Source organism: Mesorhizobium sp. M0954, assembly GCF_040319155.1.
Lineage (GTDB): Bacteria > Pseudomonadota > Alphaproteobacteria > Rhizobiales > Rhizobiaceae > Mesorhizobium.
In genome coordinates this window covers 69,196-86,636 of the sequence record NZ_JAMYNR010000001.1, presented here as the reverse complement: position 1 = coordinate 86,636, position 17,441 = coordinate 69,196, and the positions used below count along the sequence as shown (strand labels likewise).

The following is a 17,441-nucleotide window of genomic DNA, read 5'->3' as shown; positions in this document are numbered from 1 at the left end:
CTGGCACCGCACATTCTGATCTGCAAGCCCGAGGAGAAAAAATGCCCGAAACCTTCAAAGCCATCCTCGTTTCGCGCGACGCCGAGAAAAACCAGTCGGTCGCGGTGACCGAGCTTACCGAGGCAGACCTGATGGAGGGCGACGTCACCGTCGCGGTCGAGGCGACGACGGTGAACTACAAGGACGGTCTTGCAATTACCGGCAAGGCGCCGGTGATCCGCCGCTGGCCGCTGGTGCCGGGCATCGATTTCGCCGGCACCGTCATCTCGTCTTCCAATCCTGGCTGGCGCAAGGGTGACAAGGTCATATTGAACGGCTGGGGCGTCGGCGAGACGCATTTCGGCGCCTTTGCAGGGCGCGCCCGCGTCAAGGGCGACTGGCTGGTGCCGTTGCCGGACGGCATGAGCCCGCATGATGCGATGGCAGTCGGCACCGCCGGCTACACCGCCATGCTTTGCGTCATCGCGCTGGAGCGCCACGGCATCGTGCCCGATCGCGGCCCGGTGGTGGTGACCGGCGCTGCCGGTGGCGTCGGCTCGGTCGCGGTCTCGATCCTGTCCAGCCTCGGCTATCATGTCATCGCCTCGACCGGCCGCGCTGCCGAAAGCCCCTATCTGATCGACCTCGGCGCCGCGGAAGTGATTTCACGCGACGAGCTCACCCAGCCGGCAAAACCGCTCGCCAAGGAACGCTGGGCCGGCGGCGTCGATGCGGTCGGCAGTCACACGCTGGCCAACGTTCTGTCGATGACCTCCTATGGCGGCGCCGTCGCCGCTTGCGGCCTCGCCGGCGGCATGGACCTGCCGGCAAGCGTCGCCCCCTTCATCCTGCGCGGCGTCTCGCTGCTCGGCATCGATTCGGTGATGGCGCCGAAGGCGGTCCGACTCGAGGCCTGGCGCCGCATCAGTGCCGATCTCGACCACGCAAAGCTTGCCAGCCTGTCGACGAGCATCGGCTTCGACGGCATCATCGGCGCCGCACATGACATCGTCGAGGGCAAGATCCGCGGCCGCGTGGTGGTGGATATGTGAACCCCCAAGGGATAAAAAAGAGAGCGACCGCTAAAATTCGAGCGATCAACCACAAGCTTCGATAAGCTCTGTCTGGCAGGAGTTCCGTATGATTGCGGAACCCGGCATCAGAGAGGCGGAACCAGCCGAACGGGCCGACGGGACGGCCCCCGCGGCGCCAGGACGGCAGCTTGTCGCCGCGCCACCGCTGGCGCCGGAACTGCCGGCCTCCAACCGCGAAGGCCTGCCCTTCCTGACGCTCGTCGCCATCGTCGTGCTGGCAGCCTTTTCGCATCTGACCGGGACGCCGATCTTCATCACCATCGGCCTTTTGGCGACAGCCATCGCCGGGCTCGCCATGCATCTGCGCAACAGGCGCACCGAGCGCCGCGCGGTGGCCCTGCTCGATGCCACGACCGCCCGCAGCCGCGCCGAAATAGAGACGCTGGCCGACCGCATGTGGGAGATGCAGGAGAGCGAGGAGCGCTTTCGCGGGCTGATCGATGCACTCGGCGATCTCGTCGTCCATCGTGACCGCGACGGCCACATTGTCTACGCCAACAAGGTTTTCGCCGACCTTGTCGAAACCGACCAGCGCGACCTTGCCGGCAAGACCCTGGCCGAACTAGGCATCGATGTCGGCATCGTCCCCGACGCCGCGTTTTCCGACCATGAATGCCTGAGTTCCACCGACGTCGCCATTCGCACGCCGGACGGCCCACGCTGGTTCTCTTGGATCGAGCTGTCGGTGCGCGACAAGGACAGCGGCGCCGTTTCGCATCGCGCCATCGCCCGCGACATCACCGCTCGCAAGCGCGCCGAATCCTCGCTGATCACCGCCCGCGAGCGGGCCGAATATGCGAGCCAGGCCAAATCGCGCTTCCTCGCCACCGTCAGCCACGAGATCCGCACGCCGATGAACGGCATCATGGGCATGGCCCGGCTTCTCGCCGACACCAGCCTTTCGCCCGAGCAGCGGACCTATGTCGGCGCCATCTCGACCTCGGCCAGCGCGCTGCTGGCGCTGATCGAGGACCTGCTCGACTACTCCAAGATCGAGGCCGGCCGCTTCGATCCCGAACCGCAGCCGATGTCGGTGCGCGAGATCGCCGACAATGTCATCGAGCTTTTGGCGGCGCGGGCTTTTGCCAAGGATATCGGCCTCGGCTGTCATGTCGAACCCGACGTGCCGCAGCTGATCACCGCCGACCCCGGCAGGGTCAGGCAGGTGCTGCTCAATCTCATCGGCAACGCCGTCAAGTTCACCGACAGCGGCGGCGTCCTGGCAAGCATCGCCCGCGTCCGCACCGAAACCACCGACCGCATCCGCTTCACCATCACCGACACCGGCCCCGGTCTACGCGAGGAGGACATGGAGCGCATATTCGAGGACTTCGAACAGGCTGACGGCACCTCGACCCGTGCGCATGGCGGTGCCGGCCTCGGTCTCGCCATTTCCAAGCGCCTGGTGACCGCCATGGGCGGCACTATCTCTGTGTCAAGCCGGCTTGGCCAGGGGTCCGAATTCGTCTTCGAGATTCCCGCTATTTCCGCCGTCGAGGCGCCGCAGATCCGCCAGGACGCGCTGTCGGGCCGGCATGCCGTGATCGTGTCGAAGAACCTGGTCGAGGCCGAAGCCCTCGCCCGCACCATTCGCGCCAATGGCGGCACGGTCGATCTGGCCACCGCCGCCGCCCAGGCCACCCCTTTCGCCGAGAGCTGCGACGTGCTGCTGATCGATGCTGCCATGGAGCAAAGCGACGGCAGGCTGCTCAGGCGCCTGCGCCAGAGCGGATTTGCCGATTGCGAGGCAGTGACGCTGATTGCACCGACCGACCGTGGCATGCTTGGCGAGTTCCGTGCCAATGGTTACGCCACCTTCCTTGCGAGGCCGGTGCGCGGCGAGACATTGCTGCGCGTGCTTTTGACCAGCCACGCGCCGGTCATCGCCGAGCCGCAACTGCAAAGGCGCGGCGCGCAGGCGGGGCACGCCATTGGCGCCCGCCAGCAGGGCCTGTCGGTGCTGATCGCCGAGGACAACGACATCAACGCCATGCTGGCCCGCGCCACGCTGCTGAAGGCCGGGCATCGCGTGAAAGTGGTCGGCAACGGCAAGGCCGCCGTCGAGGCGGTCATCAGCACCGGCCACAAGCACCGTTACGACGTGGTGCTGATGGACTTGCATATGCCTGTCATGGACGGCCTGGACGCCATCGCCGCCATCCGCCGCCATGAGGAGGAGACCGCGGTGCCGCCAGTGCCGATCATGGTGCTGTCGGCCGACAGCCAGGAAAAGACCCGCCACGCCGTGCTCGCTCACGGTGCCAGCGGCTTCGTCACCAAGCCGCTCGACCCCGATGCCCTGGTTCATGCGGTCGAAGGGCAAGCGGCCGCCTGAGGCACAACATAGACGGTTGATAGATTGCCCAGCCGACGAAGTATTGCCCGCAGAGCCGTATCACGGTACTGTCACAATCCTGTTGCACCTACACCGTATCCCCGTGCCAAGAGGGATGGCTCGAAGGAGAATCACTCGTGCATACAGTCATGCCGGAATGTGATGCTCGGCCGAACGCCAGCGGGCCTTTGCTCGTCGGCCGGAACGCCGATGCCGTCATAAAAGGCGCATCGCTCGGCCGCATCGGCAATCTCGAAGTGCGGCTCGCCCGCAACGAGGCCGAGATCGCTGCCGCGCAGGAAGTGCGCTACCGGGTGTTCTACGACGAGCTTGGTGCCAGGAAGGACCTGTTCCAGATGCAGGACCGCCGCGATGCCGATCGCTTCGATCCCCTCTGCGATCATCTGCTGGTCTTCGATACTTCGCTTTCCGGCCCCGAGCATCGCCGCATCGTCGGCACCTACCGCCTGCTGCGGCAGGAGATTGCCGCGGCCGCCGGCGGCTTCTATTCCGAAGGTGAATTCGAGCTGACCAAGCTCATCGCGCGGCATCCCGGCCAGCGCTTCCTCGAGCTCGGCCGCTCCTGCGTTCTGCCGGAATACCGCTCGAAGCGCACCATCGAGGCGCTGTGGCAAGGCATATGGGCCTACATCAACCATTACGGCATCGGCGTGATGACCGGCTGCGCGTCGTTCCACGGCACCGTGCCTGCGGCACATGCCGAGGCGCTGACCTATCTTGCCCACCACTGCCGGACGAATTCATCCTGGGACGTGCGCGCCGTCGCCGGGCGCTATTGTTCCATGGATCTGATGCCGATCGAGGCCGTCAACACCAAGGCGGCGATCGCGGCGATGCCGCCGCTGGTCAAGGGCTATCTGCGCGTCGGCGCGCGCATTGGCGACGGTTGTGTCATCGACCGTGAATTCTCGACGGTCGACGTGTTCGTGGTGATGCCGGTCAAGGAGATCGGTGCCCGCTACGTCAATTATTATGGTGGAGAAGCGCAGCGGTTTGCGGCCTGAATAGGGCAGTAGGGGAGTAGGCGGAGAGAAGGCAAGGGCCCGAGTAGGCAATTGCTCTACTTTACCCGACGTAGCGCTATTCCCTACTCCCGTACTGCCCTATTCCCCTACTCCCCTAACTTACGCATCTTTCTCAGCCTGCTCGTTGACCGGCCCCGGCTCCACCGGCGCTTCGCTTGCGACATGCTTGGGGCCGCCCTTGGCGACGCCGACCATGGCCGGCCGCAGCACACGCTCGCCGATCGAATAGCCGGGCTGCACGACCTGCACGACCGTGTTGGCCGGTACGTCGGGATTGGGCACCTCGAACATCGCCTGGTGGAAATTCGGATCGAATTTCTCGCCCTCGGGCTCAAGCTTCTTCACGCCGTGGCGTTCCAGCGCCGACAGCATGGCGCGCTCGGTGATCTCGACGCCGTCGATCAGCGCCTTGAAGCCGGCATCGCCCGACGCCTTGGCCTCCTCCGGGATGGCATCCAGCGCACGGCGCAGATTGTCTGACACCGAAAGCATGTCGCGGGCAAAATTGGCAACCGCATAGGCGCGCGCATCGTGGACGTCCCGCGCGGTACGGCGGCGCAAATTCTCCATGTCGGCCGCGACGCGCAGCGCGCGATCCTTCAGCTCTTCGTTTTCCTTCAGAAGCCGCACAAGCGCCTCATAGTCGCCGTCGACGCCACCTTCCCTTGGCTCCGCGGCAGCCTCGGTCTTCTCGGCTTCATCGGGCGCGCGTTCGTCTTTTGCCTGGTCGCTCATCGCCGTTTCCCGTCATTTTCGAATGGTGTGGATTTGCGCCCGATATCGAGGTTTAGCGGCCAAAAATCAAGGGGCAAGCGATACTGCAGCCGCTGTCGCTGCTTGATGGCGGACGGCGCAGAGCTTTCGATTTTAATTCAAACTTTACCGTACCCGACGGCTTTGCTTGCCGGGACACTACAATGCGGGAACCATTCCTCCCTTGGAAGAGTTTCGAAGCCGACACAGGATTTTGGATGATGCCCCGCAGGAATGGCGAAAAACGCGACGGGCTCGCCGCCGATATCCGGCGCCAGCTCGGCACCGAGGCGACCAAGCGCTTTCTGCGCACCTTACCGGCCTTCCGCACGGAGTCCGATATTCCCGACCGTCTGAAGGAATTGCTCGACCGCCTGGACGGCGTCGAAGCCAAGGTGGTCGCAGGCGGGCGCCGTCGGTAGACACCGTCGCCAGCAACGCGACCTGCGATTGCGGCCGCAATTCCTCGCCATCGCGCGACATTTACCCGCAGTAACTTTGCGTGATCTCCGCCTTGCGGCAGCGCGCCGCTCCGCCTATGTTTCATGATGAACATGATTTCCCCCGAAGCTGTGGCAAACAGCAAGCGCGCCTGGTTGAAGATCCTGTCGCGCTATAAAAAGCCCGACAGGCGTCGCAGCGCCGTCGAACTCGCCATCACCCTCATCCCCTTCGCCACGCTGTGGGCACTGTCCTCGGCCGCTTATGCCTATGGCCATTGGTGGGGTCTGGTCCTCATCCTTCCGGCAGCCGGCTTTCTGGTGCGTATCTTCATGATCCAGCACGATTGCGGCCACGGCTCCTTCTTTGCCAACCGCTATGCCGACGACTGGATCGGCCGCGTGCTTGGCGTGTTGACGCTGACGCCCTACGATTGCTGGCGCCGCGCCCACGCAACCCATCACGCCAGCGCCGGCAATCTCGACGAGCGCGGCACCGGCGACATCAAGACACTGACGGTCGCTGAATATCGGCAACTGTCATGGCGGGGCCGGCTCGCCTATCGCCTCTATCGTCATCCGCTGGTGATGTTTGGCCTTGGCCCGATATGGATCTTCATTTTCGAGCAGAGACTGCCCTTGGGCATGATGCGGGGCGGTTTCACCCCCTGGGTGTCGTCGATGTCGACCAATCTCGCCATCGCGGTCATCGCCGCGCTGCTCATCTGGTTCGTTGGCCCCGGCGCGTTCCTGGTCGTGCATTTGCCGATCGTCATCCTCGCCGGATCGGCCGGCATCTGGCTGTTTTATGTCCAGCATCAGTTCGAGGAGACGGAGTGGACAAAGGACTCCGAGTGGGAATTCCAGCACGCTGCCCTGCACGGTTCGTCCTATTACGACCTGCCGCCGGTGCTGAACTGGATCACCGGCAATATCGGCGTCCACCACGTGCATCACCTCTCGGCCAAGGTGCCATGCTACCGGCTTCCGGAAGTGTTGAGGGACTATCCGGAGCTGCGTGAGATCGGCCGCGTCACACTCCTCGACAGCCTGCGCTGCGTCAAGCTGGCGCTGTGGGACGAGAGTCGCAGCAAGCTGGTATCGTTCCGCGAAGCGCGGATGGCCGTGTAAAGCATACCGCCGCACCTAAAGCGCGTCGCGCTCGACCGGCCTCACGCGACGCGCTTTAGGTTGTTGTTTATGCATGCCGTTATCGCAAAACCGCTGACACTTTTGCGCGACATGCGTTAGGGGTGCGGCGGGCTCCACATTCCGAGCTTAAGCCGCCCGGCGCTGGTCGCGCATCAGGATCTCGCCCTGGCGGATCTCGGTGCCCAGCACTTTCAGGCATTCGCGCATGAAGGCGGCAAGGCCCGGCCAGCCCTTGGCCGACACCAAATTGCCGTCGACATGGGCGCCGGTCGGCGCAACATCGATATAGATGCCGCCGGCCAGCGTGACTTCCGGCTCGCAATATTGCAGCGCCGCGACTTCCCTGCCGCGCACCACGCCGTCGACCGCGATCAGGATCTGCACGCCGTGGCAGATGGTGAAGATCGGTTTTCCCGTCTCATGGAAATGCCGCACCAGCGCCTGCACGCGCTTGTCGATGCGGATATATTCCGGCCCGCGCCCGCCCGCCGCGTAGACGGCATCGTAGTCGGCCGGATTGACCTCGGAAAACGTCTTGTTGAGGATGTAGTCGTGGCCGAGCTTTTCCGTATAGGTCTGGTGGCCCTCGAAGTCGTGCAGGGAGGTCTTCAGGATATCGCCGGCCTTCTTGTCGGGGCAAACGACATGGACGGTGTGGCCCACCGCATGCATGGCCTGTTCAAAGACGAAAATCTCGTACTCCTCGCTGAACTCGCCAACGAGCATCAATATCTTCTTGCCAGCCATACCCGGTTCCTCCCTTGTGGCCACATTTATTCGGATCGCGAAATAATGGGCCTATCCTAAGGCGGAGAGGCGCAAAATAAAAGGCTGAATCGGGAATGTGGTCCGACCAGACAGGGCTTCTGGCCCTCTGGAGCGGATCAGCCGGCGCGCACCCGCCGCCAGGAATATTTCGGGCCTTTGGCCTCCGGCTTCACCGCCGGCTGATAGAACAGCGGCAGTCCGCCGGTGCGGCCTTGCTCGAGCCGCTTCAGCAGCACCGGGTGCGATACCTCGAATTCATCGAAGCCGACGCGCAGCATATGCGGCAGCTGATCGATCAGCACCTGCCCGGTGGCGCGCATAGCGCCTGCAAAATGATAACGGCTGCGCAGCAATTCGCCCTTGGAGAACGAGCGGCCGTCATTGAACGCCGGAAACGCCAGCGCAACCAGCGACAGCTGATCGAGCAGGCCTGCGATCTTCTCAAGCTGATCGCCGGGCTGCAGCAGCACACCGATGCGCTCCTTCGCCGACCGCCGCACCTCCGGATCGAGGCCCAGAAACGCCTGCAACGGCAGGATGAAACGGCCATTGCCGACCAGCGCCTCGGCGCTTTCGGCATGAACCCACTCGTCCTCGCGGAACCCATCCGGTGTCCACAGCCGCATGGCGTTTTCGGCTATCAAGTCGCTCATCAAGAAAATTCCCAAGTCCAAAGATTCTAAGTGCAAAACACCTCAGGGTGCGTTGAGATTCAGGTCAGGCCGAGCCGGAGCCGAAGGCGGGCGCGAAGCGACCAAACTGCGTGGCTTCCGAGAACCGGAGCGGAGCGTACTTTGGGTACGTGAGCGCCGGAAGCGCAGGAAGCCGCCGTTTGAAGGCCGGCTGAATATCAATATACCCTAAAGTGATGCGTCGGTCAGCGACCTTTCCAGCCCCGACAAGTGGATGCCGCATTCGGTCTTGGCGTGCCCGGCCCAGCGGCCGCTGCGCGCATCGTCGCCCGGTTGCACCGGCTGCGTGCATGGGAAACAGCCGATCGACAGATAGCCATAGGCGACCAGCGGGTTTTCACGCAGCGCATGCGCGCGCATGTAGCCGGCCTGGTCCGATGTCGTCCAGTGCGCCAGCGGATTGATGCGGATGCGCGAGCCGACCGCCTCGAACACTGGGAGCGCTGCCCGGGTCGCCGCCTGGAAGCGCTTGCGGCCGGTGAACCAGGCGCGGAACGGCTCAACGCCGCGCGCCAGCGGCTCGACCTTGCGCACGTCGCAGCAGGCGTCGGTGTCCGTCTCGTTCAGATTGCCGGTCGGGTCGATCCTTGCCAGCGCCGCATCGTCGGGCCTGATCACCCGGATATCGCTCAGCCCGAAATCGGCGGCCAGCGCGTCACGATAGCCGAGCGTTTCCTCGAAATGCTTGCCGGTGTCGAGAAAGATCACCGGCAGCGTGCGGTCGATCTCGGCGATCATGTGCAGCAGCACCGCCGAATCCGCGCCGAAGGACGAGACGGCGGCGATTTCGCCGTGAAAGAACTCCCGGGTCGACCGCTCGATGATCTCCAGCGGCTTCAGATGGCCGTAGAGCGCGTCGAGACCCGCCGCTTGGGCGGCGATGCCGGCCTCCACGTCGACGATACGGTCAAGCGGCCTTGGCTTCGCCAGCATAGAGCGCCTCCTTGAACGGCGCGGGACCGACTCGGCGGTAGGCGTCGATGAATCTTTCGTTTCTGTCCAGCCGAAGCCCGAGATAGGTCTCGACGATCTGCTCGATGGCATCGGTGATCTCTTCCGAACTGAAGCCGCGGCCGATGATCTCGCCGACCGAGGTGTTCTCGTCGGCCGAGCCGCCGAGCGTCACCTGGTAAAGCTCGGCGCCTTTCTTCTCGACGCCCAGGATGCCTATATGGCCGACATGGTGATGGCCGCAGGCATTGATGCAGCCGGAAATCTTCAGCTTCAATTCGCCGATGTCGCGCTGGCGCTCCAGCGAAGCAAAGCGCCGCGAGATTTCCTGCGCCACGGGAATGGAACGCGCCGTTGCCAGCGCGCAATAGTCAAGGCCGGGGCAGGAGATGATGTCGCTGATCAGGTTGGAATTGGCCGTCGCCAGCCCGATATCGACAAGCGCGTCATAGACCGCCTTGAGGTCGGCCCGCGCGACATGCGGCAGGATCAGGTTCTGCTCGTGACTGACGCGCAGCTCGTCGAATGAATATTTTTCGGCAATGTCGGCGACCGCTTCCATCTGGCTGTCGGAGGCATCGCCCGGCGTCTCGCCGATGCCCTTGAGCGAGATGGTCACCGCCGCGTAGTCCGGATGGCGATGGGTGACCACATTCTGATCCAGCCATTCGGAAAAGCTCTTGGAGTCGAGGCGGGCAAGCTTGACCGCCTCGTCGCCTTCCGGCCGGTCGACAAGCGGAGGCGGCGCGAAATAGGCATCGATGGCGCGGATGTCTTCTTCCGGCAGCCTCAGCTCGGCGTCCTTCAACTCCTGCCATTCGGCCTCGACCTGGCGGGTGATCTCCTCGACGCCGGTCTCATGGACCAGGATCTTGATGCGCGCCTTGAACTTGTTGTCGCGCCGGCCATAGAGGTTGTAAACGCGCAGGATCGCCGTGCAGTAGGACAACAGATCCGCTTCGGGCAGGAAATCGCGGATCTTCTTGGCGACCATTGGCGTGCGGCCCTGGCCGCCGCCGACATAGACGGCGAAACCGAGCTCGCCGGCGGCGTTCTTCTTCAGATGCAAGCCGATGTCGTGCGTCTGGATGGCGGCGCGGTCGCGCTCGGCGCCGGTCACCGCGATCTTGAATTTTCGCGGCAGGAACGAGAACTCCGGATGCACCGAGGACCATTGCCGCAGGATTTCGGCATAGGGGCGCGGATCGGCAACCTCGTCAGCGGCGGCGCCGGCGAAGTGGTCGGCGGTGACGTTGCGGATGCAATTGCCGCTGGTCTGGATGGCGTGCATCTCGACGCTTGCCAGATCAGCCAGGATCGCCGGGATGTCCGACAGCGCCGGCCAGTTGAACTGGATGTTCTGGCGCGTCGTGAAATGGCCGTAACCTTTGTCGTATTTGCGGGCGATGTGGCCGAGCATGCGCAGCTGCTTGCTGTTCAGCGTGCCGTAGGGCACCGCGATGCGCAGCATATAGGCATGCAGCTGCAGATAGACGCCGTTCATCAGCCGCAGCGGCCGGAACTGGTCCTCGGTGATCTCGCCGGCAAGGCGCCGCGCGACCTGGTCGCTGAACTCGGCGACGCGGGCCTTGACGAAATCGTGGTCGAACTTATCGTAACGGTACATATTCAGGTCTTTCCGGGCGCGTCCGCCCGTTATTTTCTTCGTTCGAGCATGATCGGGATCATGCTTGTGTCATCTATGCCGCGCGTGCGGCTTGCGGACGGGCCTGCTTGCCCAGGTCGTTGCGGGTGGTCGGGCCGGCGGCACGGATCTTTTCACGCAGCCGGACCGCTTCGACCGTGCCGTTGGCCACGGTCACGTCTATCAGGTTGACGTCGACCACTTCGTTGTTGGCGGAGGCCTTGGCGCCGATTGCCTCCAGCCGGTCCTCGGCCGCCTTGTCATGGGCGATGTCGGCATGGTCGATGATCTCGGCCCAGCCGCCATTGGCGTACCAGACGGCTATGCCGTCGGCGAGGCGGTTCGCGGTCAGGACTTTCATTGGCTCACTCCTTGCGCGGCAGCACTCGCCACGCTTTCCTGCCTGTGTGCCGCCAGCGGCTCGGACCGTTCGAAATTGGCCCCGGCGACCGCGTCGCCGATGATGGTCATCACCGGGCCGCTGAGGTCGGCGCGCGCCTCCAGCGACGGCAGGTCGGCGAGCGTGCCGTGGAAACGGCGGCGGTTGGCAAGGCTGGCATTCTCGACCACGGCGACGGCCGTATCCGGCGACAGGCCGGCTTCGATCAGCCGGCCGGCGACCTCGGCGGCGACCGAGCGGCCCATATAGACGGCGACCGTCGCGCCGGAAATGGCGAGCTTTGCCCAGTCGGGCAGCGAATTTCCCTTGAGGTCATGGCCGGTGGTGAACACCATCGACGACGACACGCCGCGCAGCGTCAGCGGCAGTTCGAAATCGGCGGCGGCGGCGAAGGCCGCGGTGACGCCCGGAACCACTTCGTAGGCGACGCCGGCATCGCGAAGTGCCGCCATCTCCTCGCCGGCCCGGCCGAACACCAGCGGGTCGCCGGACTTCAGCCGCACGACACGCTTGCCGGCGTGGCCAAGCTCGACCAGCAGCGCATTGATCTCGGCCTGGCTCTTGGAATGGCAGCCCTTGCGCTTGCCGACCGGCAGGCGCTCGGCATCGCGACGGCCCATTGCGACGATCGCCTCCGGCACCAGCGCGTCATGGACGATCACGTCGGCTTCCATCAGCAGGCGATGGGCGCGCAGCGTCAAAAGGTCCTCGGCGCCTGGACCGGCGCCTACAAGCGCGATATGGCCCGATGCCGGTTCTGTCGAAAGCAGCAAGCCGACGGCCGCATCATGCGCCTGCGAAAGCTCGCCTGCCTCGACAGCGCGGGCCGGCGCGCCGCCAAAGAAATCGCTCCAGAAGCGGCGGCGGGCATTGCCCTTCGGCAGCAGTCTTTCGGCGGTGTCGCGAAAAGATGCGGCGAGCGCCGCGAGCGGCCCGAGCGAGGGCGCCAGCATGCGGTCGATGCGGCTGCGCAGCATCTGCGCCAGCACCGGGCCGGCACCTTCCGTGCCGATGGCAATGGCGACCGGCGCGCGGTTGACCAGTGCCGGCGTGAAGAAATCGCATAGCTCCGGCCGGTCGACGGCATTGACCGGAATGCCCAGCCGGCGCGCATCCCCGGCAACGCGGCGATCGAGCGCCTCGTCGCCGCTGGCGGCAAACACCATCACCGCACCATTGAGATGTGCTGCATCATAGACGTCGGCGATGTGGGCGGCCCCCGTCTCGGCGATAAAGGCCAGCAGCTCCGGGCTTGTTTCATCGCTGACGATGCGCAGCACAGCGCTCGACTGCGCGAGCAGCCGCGCCTTGGCCAGCGCTTCCTCTGCGCCGCCGACGATGGCTATGGCTTCGCCCTCGACCCGCATGAAGACGGGAAAGGCATTGAGCTTGGGTGTGGCTTGCGGCATGACGAGCGGAATCCTGGAACCGTTTGTCAGTTCTACGCGGAGGCGCGAAAAACCAGAAGGCACCCACTCGCGCATCGCTTCGTAGCAGGCAATCTCTTTTCTGCAAGCATGAAGGCCAAGAGAAAAATATTCCACATTCAAATGCGGGGCAGATTGAAGCTGCTGTTGCAGCCCTTGATCCGCTGCCTTTTTAGCGGCCGGAGGAGCTAACCACAAAACAGATTTTTCTAAATTCTATCAATTTAGTAGATTAAGCCGCCGGATGCTGACCGAGCGATCGACGGCAGCCCCGCACTCTCGCCGACCCCTGTCGGAGCACCGGGTCCGAGTGCCGGAACATTCCCGCCTCGGCACGCGTTTGCCCTATGGACCCAGGCCCGGTCACACCCCTGCGGCAAAGGCCCGGCGATGGGCTCGAAAAATCAAAAAAGGAGCGCCCCATGAGCAACGTCAGACTGAAACGCGGACTATGGATCGTGGTGGCAGATGGCGAAAAGGCGCTGTTCCTCGAGAACCGTGGAGACGTCCAATATCCCGACCTTCAGGTCGTGCACGAGATGGAGCAGGAAAATCCGGCAACCCGAGAACAAGGCACGGACCGCCCCGGCCGCTACAGCGACGGCCCTTCCGTCCACCGCAGTGCGGTCGAGGACACCGACTGGCACCGTCTCGGCAAGGAGCGTTTTGCCGAAGAGATTGCCGACAGGCTCTACAAGCTCGCGCATCGCGGCAGCTTCAAGGAGATCGTGCTGATCGCGCCGCCGCCGGTGCTGGGCGACATGCGCAGGAAGCTGCACAAGGAGGTCACCGACAAGATAACGGCCGAAATTCCAAAGACGCTGACCAACCACAGCATACCCGATATCGAGAGCCTGCTGCAGGCGACCTGATCGGGCATCGGCGGCGTGTAATTTCCTTACTAATCCTAGGCTGGGGCAGGTCCCAGGCTGGGGCAGGCGAGGACAACCGCATCAGGTTTGCGCTCCCCTCACCCTTACCCATTCCTGGGCGAGCCGCTTGTCTCGCCCGCCCTCCGGACCCCGTGAAGGACGGGGAGAGGGGGTCGCCAGCGTTCAAAGCTGATCTGGCGCCGACGGAAAACATCCGAAGTTAATTAGCAGGATCACGGCGACAAAACGTCGGTCGGGATGCGCCAGCATCGTCATTGACCGTCGAGCATCACGGCCATGCAGATGGTGTCAAAATAGCGACCATCAATGCAAACGCCACGCCTGAGGACACCCTCCGTAACAAAACCAGTTTTTTCATACAGCGTTATGGCCCGGCTATTATCGGCGTGCACCGAGAGTTCAACGCGAACGAAGTTTTCTTGCCGAGCCTTTTCCAAGGCGGCGGTGATAAGGCGACGGCCCAATCCTTGTCCACGATAATCGGGTATGATTCCCATCGCTAAACTTCCGCGATGAGCGTGGGATGGAAAGAAATGGCGGGTGATGTCGCACCATCCCACAACACGGTCTCCTTCCGTCGCTACGATATGCGGGTTTCGCTGCTTAATCATGTTCAAAACGAAATCGCGTGTCTCAGGAAGCGGGAACGCTTCCAGCATGGTCAGGTATTTTCTCTCCCGCGCGACCACGTCGAGAGCCGCATGGAAACTCTCAATGTGCTCTGCGGCTGTATTGGCGATTTTAACCATACTTCCTCCAAGGCTCTCCGGGTTCCCGAGGTCTTTGTCGAAGATTGTCTCATCCGCAAGCGCCCGGCTTCAAAAACGTCTGTGGCGCAGTAGGAGGCTGCCACGATCTGACAGGACACGGATTGGCGAATCGCGCCTGATGCGTCGCACCCATCTTCCATCCGAGGTCCGCTTCGGTCTGCTAAACGGATGAATCCCAGTTCTATAAATGCACAATTAGCAGCATCTGCCTGTGCGAACGGGATAAGCCCTTTTCCGTATCAATCGCCTGCCTGGAGCACGCGCGCCGTAGCGGCAAATCTTGCCGGCTCAACGCCTTTTTGCCGCCTTGCCATCGATTTCATGGGGATTGCGGGTTGTCTCGCGACTGTCCCAGCCTCCATACTGCCAAGGCGGCGGCCATTGGACGGCGCATATCCGACATCGCGATTCCTGAAGGCGCTCCATAGACAATGCCGCATGACACGCCCCTTATCGCCACCATCGTCGCCGGTCTGGGGCTGGCTTTCGTCTTCGGCGCACTTGCCAACCGTTTTCGCGTGCCGCCGCTGGTAGGCTACCTCGTCGCCGGCGTTCTGGTTGGACCGAACACGCCGGGTTTCGTCGCCGATGCCGGCCTCGCCAATGAACTTGCCGAGATCGGCGTCATCCTGCTGATGTTCGGCGTCGGCCTGCATTTCTCGCTGAAGGACCTGTTGTCGGTCCGCGCCATCGCCGTGCCCGGCGCCATTGTGCAGATCGGCTTCGCGACAGCCCTCGGCGCCGGCCTTGCCTGGATGCTCGGCTGGTCGATGGGCGCGGGACTGGTCTTTGGCCTGGCGCTTTCCGTGGCCTCGACCGTGGTGCTGTTGCGCGCCCTGCAGGAGCGGCGGCTGATCGAGACCGAGCGCGGCCGCATCGCCGTCGGCTGGCTGATCGTCGAGGATCTGGCGATGGTGCTGGCGCTGGTGCTTTTGCCGGCATTGGCCGGCGTGCTCGGCGGCCAAGAGCAGGTGGAGGTGCACTCCAGCGGTCTGCTGTCGCTGCCGGCGAGCTACGGCGTCTGGGGCGTCGTCGCCGTCACACTGGCCAAGGTCGCGGCCTTTGTCTTGGTCATGCTGGTGGTCGGCCGCCGGCTTATCCCCTGGGTCCTGCACTACGTCGCCCATACCGGATCGCGCGAACTGTTCCGGTTGGCGGTGCTTGCGATTGCGCTTGGCGTCGCCTTCGGCGCGGCCAAGCTGTTCGGCGTGTCACTGGCTCTTGGCGCTTTCTTCGCCGGCATGATCATGAGCGAATCCGAGCTCAGCCACCGGGCGGCTGAGGAATCGCTGCCGCTGCGCGACGCCTTTTCCGTGCTGTTCTTCGTTTCGGTCGGCATGCTGTTCGACCCGTTCAGCGTGATCAGCAATGGCTGGCCGATCCTGGCGACGCTGGCCATCATCGTTGTCGGCAAGTCGCTGGCAGCCTTTGTTATCGTCGTCGTCTTCCGCTATCCGGTCGCAACCGCATTGATGATTTCGGCAAGCCTAGCCCAGATCGGCGAATTCTCGTTCATCCTGGCTGAACTCGGCGTCGGGCTGAAACTGCTGCCCGAACAAGGCCGCGACCTCATCCTCGCCGGCGCCATCCTGTCGATCGTCCTCAATCCGCTGATGTTTCTTGCCGTCGACCGGATGAAACCCTGGCTGGAAGCACGCGCCGGCAGGACGGCGCCGTCCGGCGAAGCAAGGCCGATCGGCCCGGCGACCGAGCCCGGCCAGGTGGCTTCGGTCGCGGCGCCTGCTAACGAGGATGGCCCACCGCCCAGGACGAGGCTGACCGGCCACACCATCCTGATCGGCTACGGCCGCGTCGGCAGCCTTGTCGGTACATCGCTGAAGCAGGCCGCCCTGCCCTTCCTCGTCATCGAGGATGCCGACAAGACGTTGGCGAAACTCAAGGCCGAAGGCGTCGAAACCGTACCCGGCAACGCGGCGAGTGGCGACGTGTTCGCCGCATCCAATCCCGCGGGCGCGAAGCGGCTGATCCTGGCCATTCCCAACGCCTTCGAGGCCGGGCAGGTCGTGCTGCGCGCCCGCGCCGCCAATCCGGCAATCGAAATCATCGCCCGCGCCCATTCCGATGCCGAGGTCGAGCACCTCAAAAACCTTGGTGCCGACACCGTCATCATGGGCGAACGCGAGATCGCCCGCGGAATCGTCGAGGTGGTGACGGCAGCACCGAAAGCGCCCACGGCAGCCTAAGCCTGCGCTGCCCCGCCAGCGTTGCGGTCAAGCCCCTTCTCCCCGTTCTTCACGGGAGAAGGTCCCGGCAGGGGGATGAGGGGCAGCGTCAACGATTGATCAAAACCAACAGCTCAAACGTGCTGGCCGCCATTGATGTGGATTTCCGAGCCGGTCACGTAGGACGCCTGCTGCGAGCACAGGAAGAAGATGATGTCGGCAACTTCCGCCGTGGTGCCCAGCCTTCTCAGCGGAATGGTCTCGACGATTTTTTCCGTGCCCGGCGACAGGATCGCGGTGTCGATCTCGCCCGGCGCAATGGCGTTGACGCGAATGCCGTGCGGGCCGAAATCATGCGCCATCTCGCGGGTCAGCGAGCCGAGTGCCGCCTTCGACGTCGCATAGGCGGTGCCGGCGAAAGGATGCACGCGGGTGCCGGCAATCGAGGTGACGTTGACGATGGAGCCCTTGGCCGATGCCAGCTCCTTGAACAATCCCCGTGCCAGCATGATCGGGGCAAAGAAATTCACCTGGAAGACGTCGCGCCAGACATGCATCGGCGTGTCGATCGAGTTCATGCGGCTGTTGCCGTCCTTGAGCTTCGGCGAGATGCCGGCATTGTTGACCAGCGCATGCAGCTGCCCGCCATGCGCCTCGAGCCGGTGGCGGATCTCGGAGATGGCGATGCCGACATCCTCCTGGTCGGCGAGGTCGACCTTGATATGGTCTTCCGGGCCGGCCGGCCACGGGCAGTCCTCGGCAAAGGCCTGGCGCGAGCAGGTGATGACGCGCCAGCCTTCGCGTGAAAAGCGCTTGACCGTGGCGTGGCCGATGCCACGGCTGGCGCCGGTCAGCACAATGGTCTTTCTGGTGTCGGTCTCTGCCATTCGCGGTCTCCAAACGGGAGATGTAG

General features: G+C 63.9%; 16 protein-coding genes. 7 read left to right on the top strand and 9 right to left on the bottom strand.

Annotated features, from left to right (window positions below):
* Positions 1 to 41: 41 nt before the first annotated feature.
* The 3 genes from acuI to olsB all read left to right on the top strand — a co-directional run bounded on the left by acuI (position 42) and on the right by olsB (position 4,433).
* The gene (gene acuI / locus NKH93_RS00390) at positions 42 to 1,031 is read left to right on the top strand and encodes an acrylyl-CoA reductase (NADPH) (protein ID WP_352918312.1); all 990 of its coding nucleotides are present in this window, start codon (positions 42 to 44) and stop codon (positions 1,029 to 1,031) included.
* 88 nt (positions 1,032 to 1,119) lie between these two features.
* Positions 1,120 to 3,408, top strand: a complete 2,289-nt coding sequence (locus tag NKH93_RS00385) for a PAS domain-containing hybrid sensor histidine kinase/response regulator (RefSeq protein ID WP_352918314.1) — start codon at positions 1,120 to 1,122, stop codon at positions 3,406 to 3,408.
* A gap of 149 nt (positions 3,409 to 3,557) precedes the next feature.
* Positions 3,558 to 4,433 (top strand): l-ornithine N(alpha)-acyltransferase, encoded by an 876-nt coding sequence (gene olsB, locus NKH93_RS00380; RefSeq protein ID WP_023675251.1) that lies wholly within the window; start codon positions 3,558 to 3,560, stop codon positions 4,431 to 4,433.
* Between the two features lie 120 nt (positions 4,434 to 4,553).
* Here the strand turns inward: olsB and grpE are convergent, their stop codons facing one another.
* Positions 4,554 to 5,189, bottom strand: a complete 636-nt coding sequence (gene grpE, locus NKH93_RS00375) for a nucleotide exchange factor GrpE (protein WP_023675250.1) — start codon at positions 5,187 to 5,189, stop codon at positions 4,554 to 4,556.
* A 236-nt stretch (positions 5,190 to 5,425) separates the two neighbouring features.
* On the opposite strand from grpE, the gene NKH93_RS00370 reads away from it, so the two are divergent.
* On the top strand, positions 5,426 to 5,629 hold the full coding sequence (locus NKH93_RS00370) for a hypothetical protein (protein WP_023675249.1): 204 nt from the start codon (positions 5,426 to 5,428) through the stop codon (positions 5,627 to 5,629).
* A 126-nt stretch (positions 5,630 to 5,755) separates the two neighbouring features.
* Positions 5,756 to 6,778, top strand: a complete 1,023-nt coding sequence (locus NKH93_RS00365; RefSeq protein WP_352469420.1) for a fatty acid desaturase — start codon at positions 5,756 to 5,758, stop codon at positions 6,776 to 6,778.
* A gap of 147 nt (positions 6,779 to 6,925) precedes the next feature.
* Here NKH93_RS00365 and NKH93_RS00360 read toward each other — a convergent pair whose 3' ends face one another.
* The 6 genes from NKH93_RS00360 to cysG form a co-directional block, all read right to left on the bottom strand.
* Positions 6,926 to 7,546 carry a DJ-1/PfpI family protein gene (locus NKH93_RS00360; protein ID WP_352539419.1) on the bottom strand — a complete coding sequence of 207 codons (621 nt, stop codon included), beginning with the start codon at positions 7,544 to 7,546 and terminating at the stop codon, positions 6,926 to 6,928.
* Positions 7,547 to 7,683: 137 nt separating this feature from the next.
* Positions 7,684 to 8,220 carry a DUF934 domain-containing protein gene (locus NKH93_RS00355; protein WP_352539420.1) on the bottom strand — a complete coding sequence of 179 codons (537 nt, stop codon included), beginning with the start codon at positions 8,218 to 8,220 and terminating at the stop codon, positions 7,684 to 7,686.
* A gap of 207 nt (positions 8,221 to 8,427) precedes the next feature.
* Positions 8,428 to 9,192, bottom strand: coding sequence for a phosphoadenylyl-sulfate reductase (locus NKH93_RS00350; protein WP_352448339.1), 765 nt, complete (start codon positions 9,190 to 9,192; stop codon positions 8,428 to 8,430).
* Positions 9,167 to 10,837 (bottom strand): nitrite/sulfite reductase, encoded by a 1,671-nt coding sequence (locus NKH93_RS00345; RefSeq protein ID WP_352968898.1) that lies wholly within the window; start codon positions 10,835 to 10,837, stop codon positions 9,167 to 9,169. Before NKH93_RS00345 ends, NKH93_RS00350 begins: the two co-directional genes overlap by 26 nt.
* Positions 10,838 to 10,910: 73 nt before the next feature.
* On the bottom strand, positions 10,911 to 11,216 hold the full coding sequence (locus tag NKH93_RS00340; RefSeq protein WP_352469417.1) for a DUF2849 domain-containing protein: 306 nt from the start codon (positions 11,214 to 11,216) through the stop codon (positions 10,911 to 10,913).
* Positions 11,213 to 12,664, bottom strand: a complete 1,452-nt coding sequence (cysG, locus tag NKH93_RS00335) for a siroheme synthase CysG (RefSeq protein WP_352539422.1) — start codon at positions 12,662 to 12,664, stop codon at positions 11,213 to 11,215. Before cysG ends, NKH93_RS00340 begins: the two co-directional genes overlap by 4 nt.
* Positions 12,665 to 13,104: 440 nt before the next feature.
* Between cysG and NKH93_RS00330 the strand changes: the two genes are divergently transcribed.
* Complete coding sequence (locus NKH93_RS00330) at positions 13,105 to 13,554, top strand: baeRF12 domain-containing protein (protein WP_352448343.1); 450 nt, start codon at positions 13,105 to 13,107, stop codon at positions 13,552 to 13,554.
* 272 nt (positions 13,555 to 13,826) lie between these two features.
* Here NKH93_RS00330 and NKH93_RS00325 read toward each other — a convergent pair whose 3' ends face one another.
* Entirely contained in the window at positions 13,827 to 14,324 is a 498-nt protein-coding gene (locus tag NKH93_RS00325; RefSeq protein ID WP_352818324.1) for a GNAT family N-acetyltransferase, read from the bottom strand.
* 452 nt (positions 14,325 to 14,776) lie between these two features.
* Here NKH93_RS00325 and NKH93_RS00320 point away from each other — a divergent pair, with 452 nt between their 5' ends.
* A complete protein-coding gene (locus NKH93_RS00320) occupies positions 14,777 to 16,549 on the top strand; it encodes a cation:proton antiporter domain-containing protein (protein WP_352818328.1) in 1,773 nt (590 codons plus the stop codon).
* A gap of 113 nt (positions 16,550 to 16,662) precedes the next feature.
* Here the strand turns inward: NKH93_RS00320 and NKH93_RS00315 are convergent, their stop codons facing one another.
* Positions 16,663 to 17,415, bottom strand: coding sequence for an SDR family NAD(P)-dependent oxidoreductase (locus tag NKH93_RS00315; RefSeq protein WP_023675240.1), 753 nt, complete (start codon positions 17,413 to 17,415; stop codon positions 16,663 to 16,665).
* Between the last annotated feature and the right edge of the window lie 26 nt (positions 17,416 to 17,441).

Bases quoted from the DNA above. Each gene is read 5' to 3' on its own strand.
- NKH93_RS00385 (WP_352918314.1), top strand. From the start codon at position 1,120: ATGATTGCGGAACCCGGCATCAGAGAGGCGGAACCAGCCGAACGGGCC.
- NKH93_RS00360 (WP_352539419.1), bottom strand. From the start codon at position 7,546: ATGGCTGGCAAGAAGATATTGATGCTCGTTGGCGAGTTCAGCGAGGAG.
- cysG (WP_352539422.1), bottom strand. From the start codon at position 12,664: ATGCCGCAAGCCACACCCAAGCTCAATGCCTTTCCCGTCTTCATGCGG.
- acuI (WP_352918312.1), top strand. From the start codon at position 42: ATGCCCGAAACCTTCAAAGCCATCCTCGTTTCGCGCGACGCCGAGAAA.
- NKH93_RS00345 (WP_352968898.1), bottom strand. From the start codon at position 10,837: ATGTACCGTTACGATAAGTTCGACCACGATTTCGTCAAGGCCCGCGTC.
- NKH93_RS00315 (WP_023675240.1), bottom strand. From the start codon at position 17,415: ATGGCAGAGACCGACACCAGAAAGACCATTGTGCTGACCGGCGCCAGC.
- NKH93_RS00325 (WP_352818324.1), bottom strand. From the start codon at position 14,324: ATGGTTAAAATCGCCAATACAGCCGCAGAGCACATTGAGAGTTTCCAT.
- NKH93_RS00330 (WP_352448343.1), top strand. From the start codon at position 13,105: ATGAGCAACGTCAGACTGAAACGCGGACTATGGATCGTGGTGGCAGAT.
- NKH93_RS00320 (WP_352818328.1), top strand. From the start codon at position 14,777: ATGCCGCATGACACGCCCCTTATCGCCACCATCGTCGCCGGTCTGGGG.
- grpE (WP_023675250.1), bottom strand. From the start codon at position 5,189: ATGAGCGACCAGGCAAAAGACGAACGCGCGCCCGATGAAGCCGAGAAG.
- olsB (WP_023675251.1), top strand. From the start codon at position 3,558: ATGCCGGAATGTGATGCTCGGCCGAACGCCAGCGGGCCTTTGCTCGTC.
- NKH93_RS00370 (WP_023675249.1), top strand. From the start codon at position 5,426: ATGATGCCCCGCAGGAATGGCGAAAAACGCGACGGGCTCGCCGCCGAT.
- NKH93_RS00350 (WP_352448339.1), bottom strand. From the start codon at position 9,192: ATGCTGGCGAAGCCAAGGCCGCTTGACCGTATCGTCGACGTGGAGGCC.
- NKH93_RS00355 (WP_352539420.1), bottom strand. From the start codon at position 8,220: ATGAGCGACTTGATAGCCGAAAACGCCATGCGGCTGTGGACACCGGAT.
- NKH93_RS00365 (WP_352469420.1), top strand. From the start codon at position 5,756: ATGAACATGATTTCCCCCGAAGCTGTGGCAAACAGCAAGCGCGCCTGG.
- NKH93_RS00340 (WP_352469417.1), bottom strand. From the start codon at position 11,216: ATGAAAGTCCTGACCGCGAACCGCCTCGCCGACGGCATAGCCGTCTGG.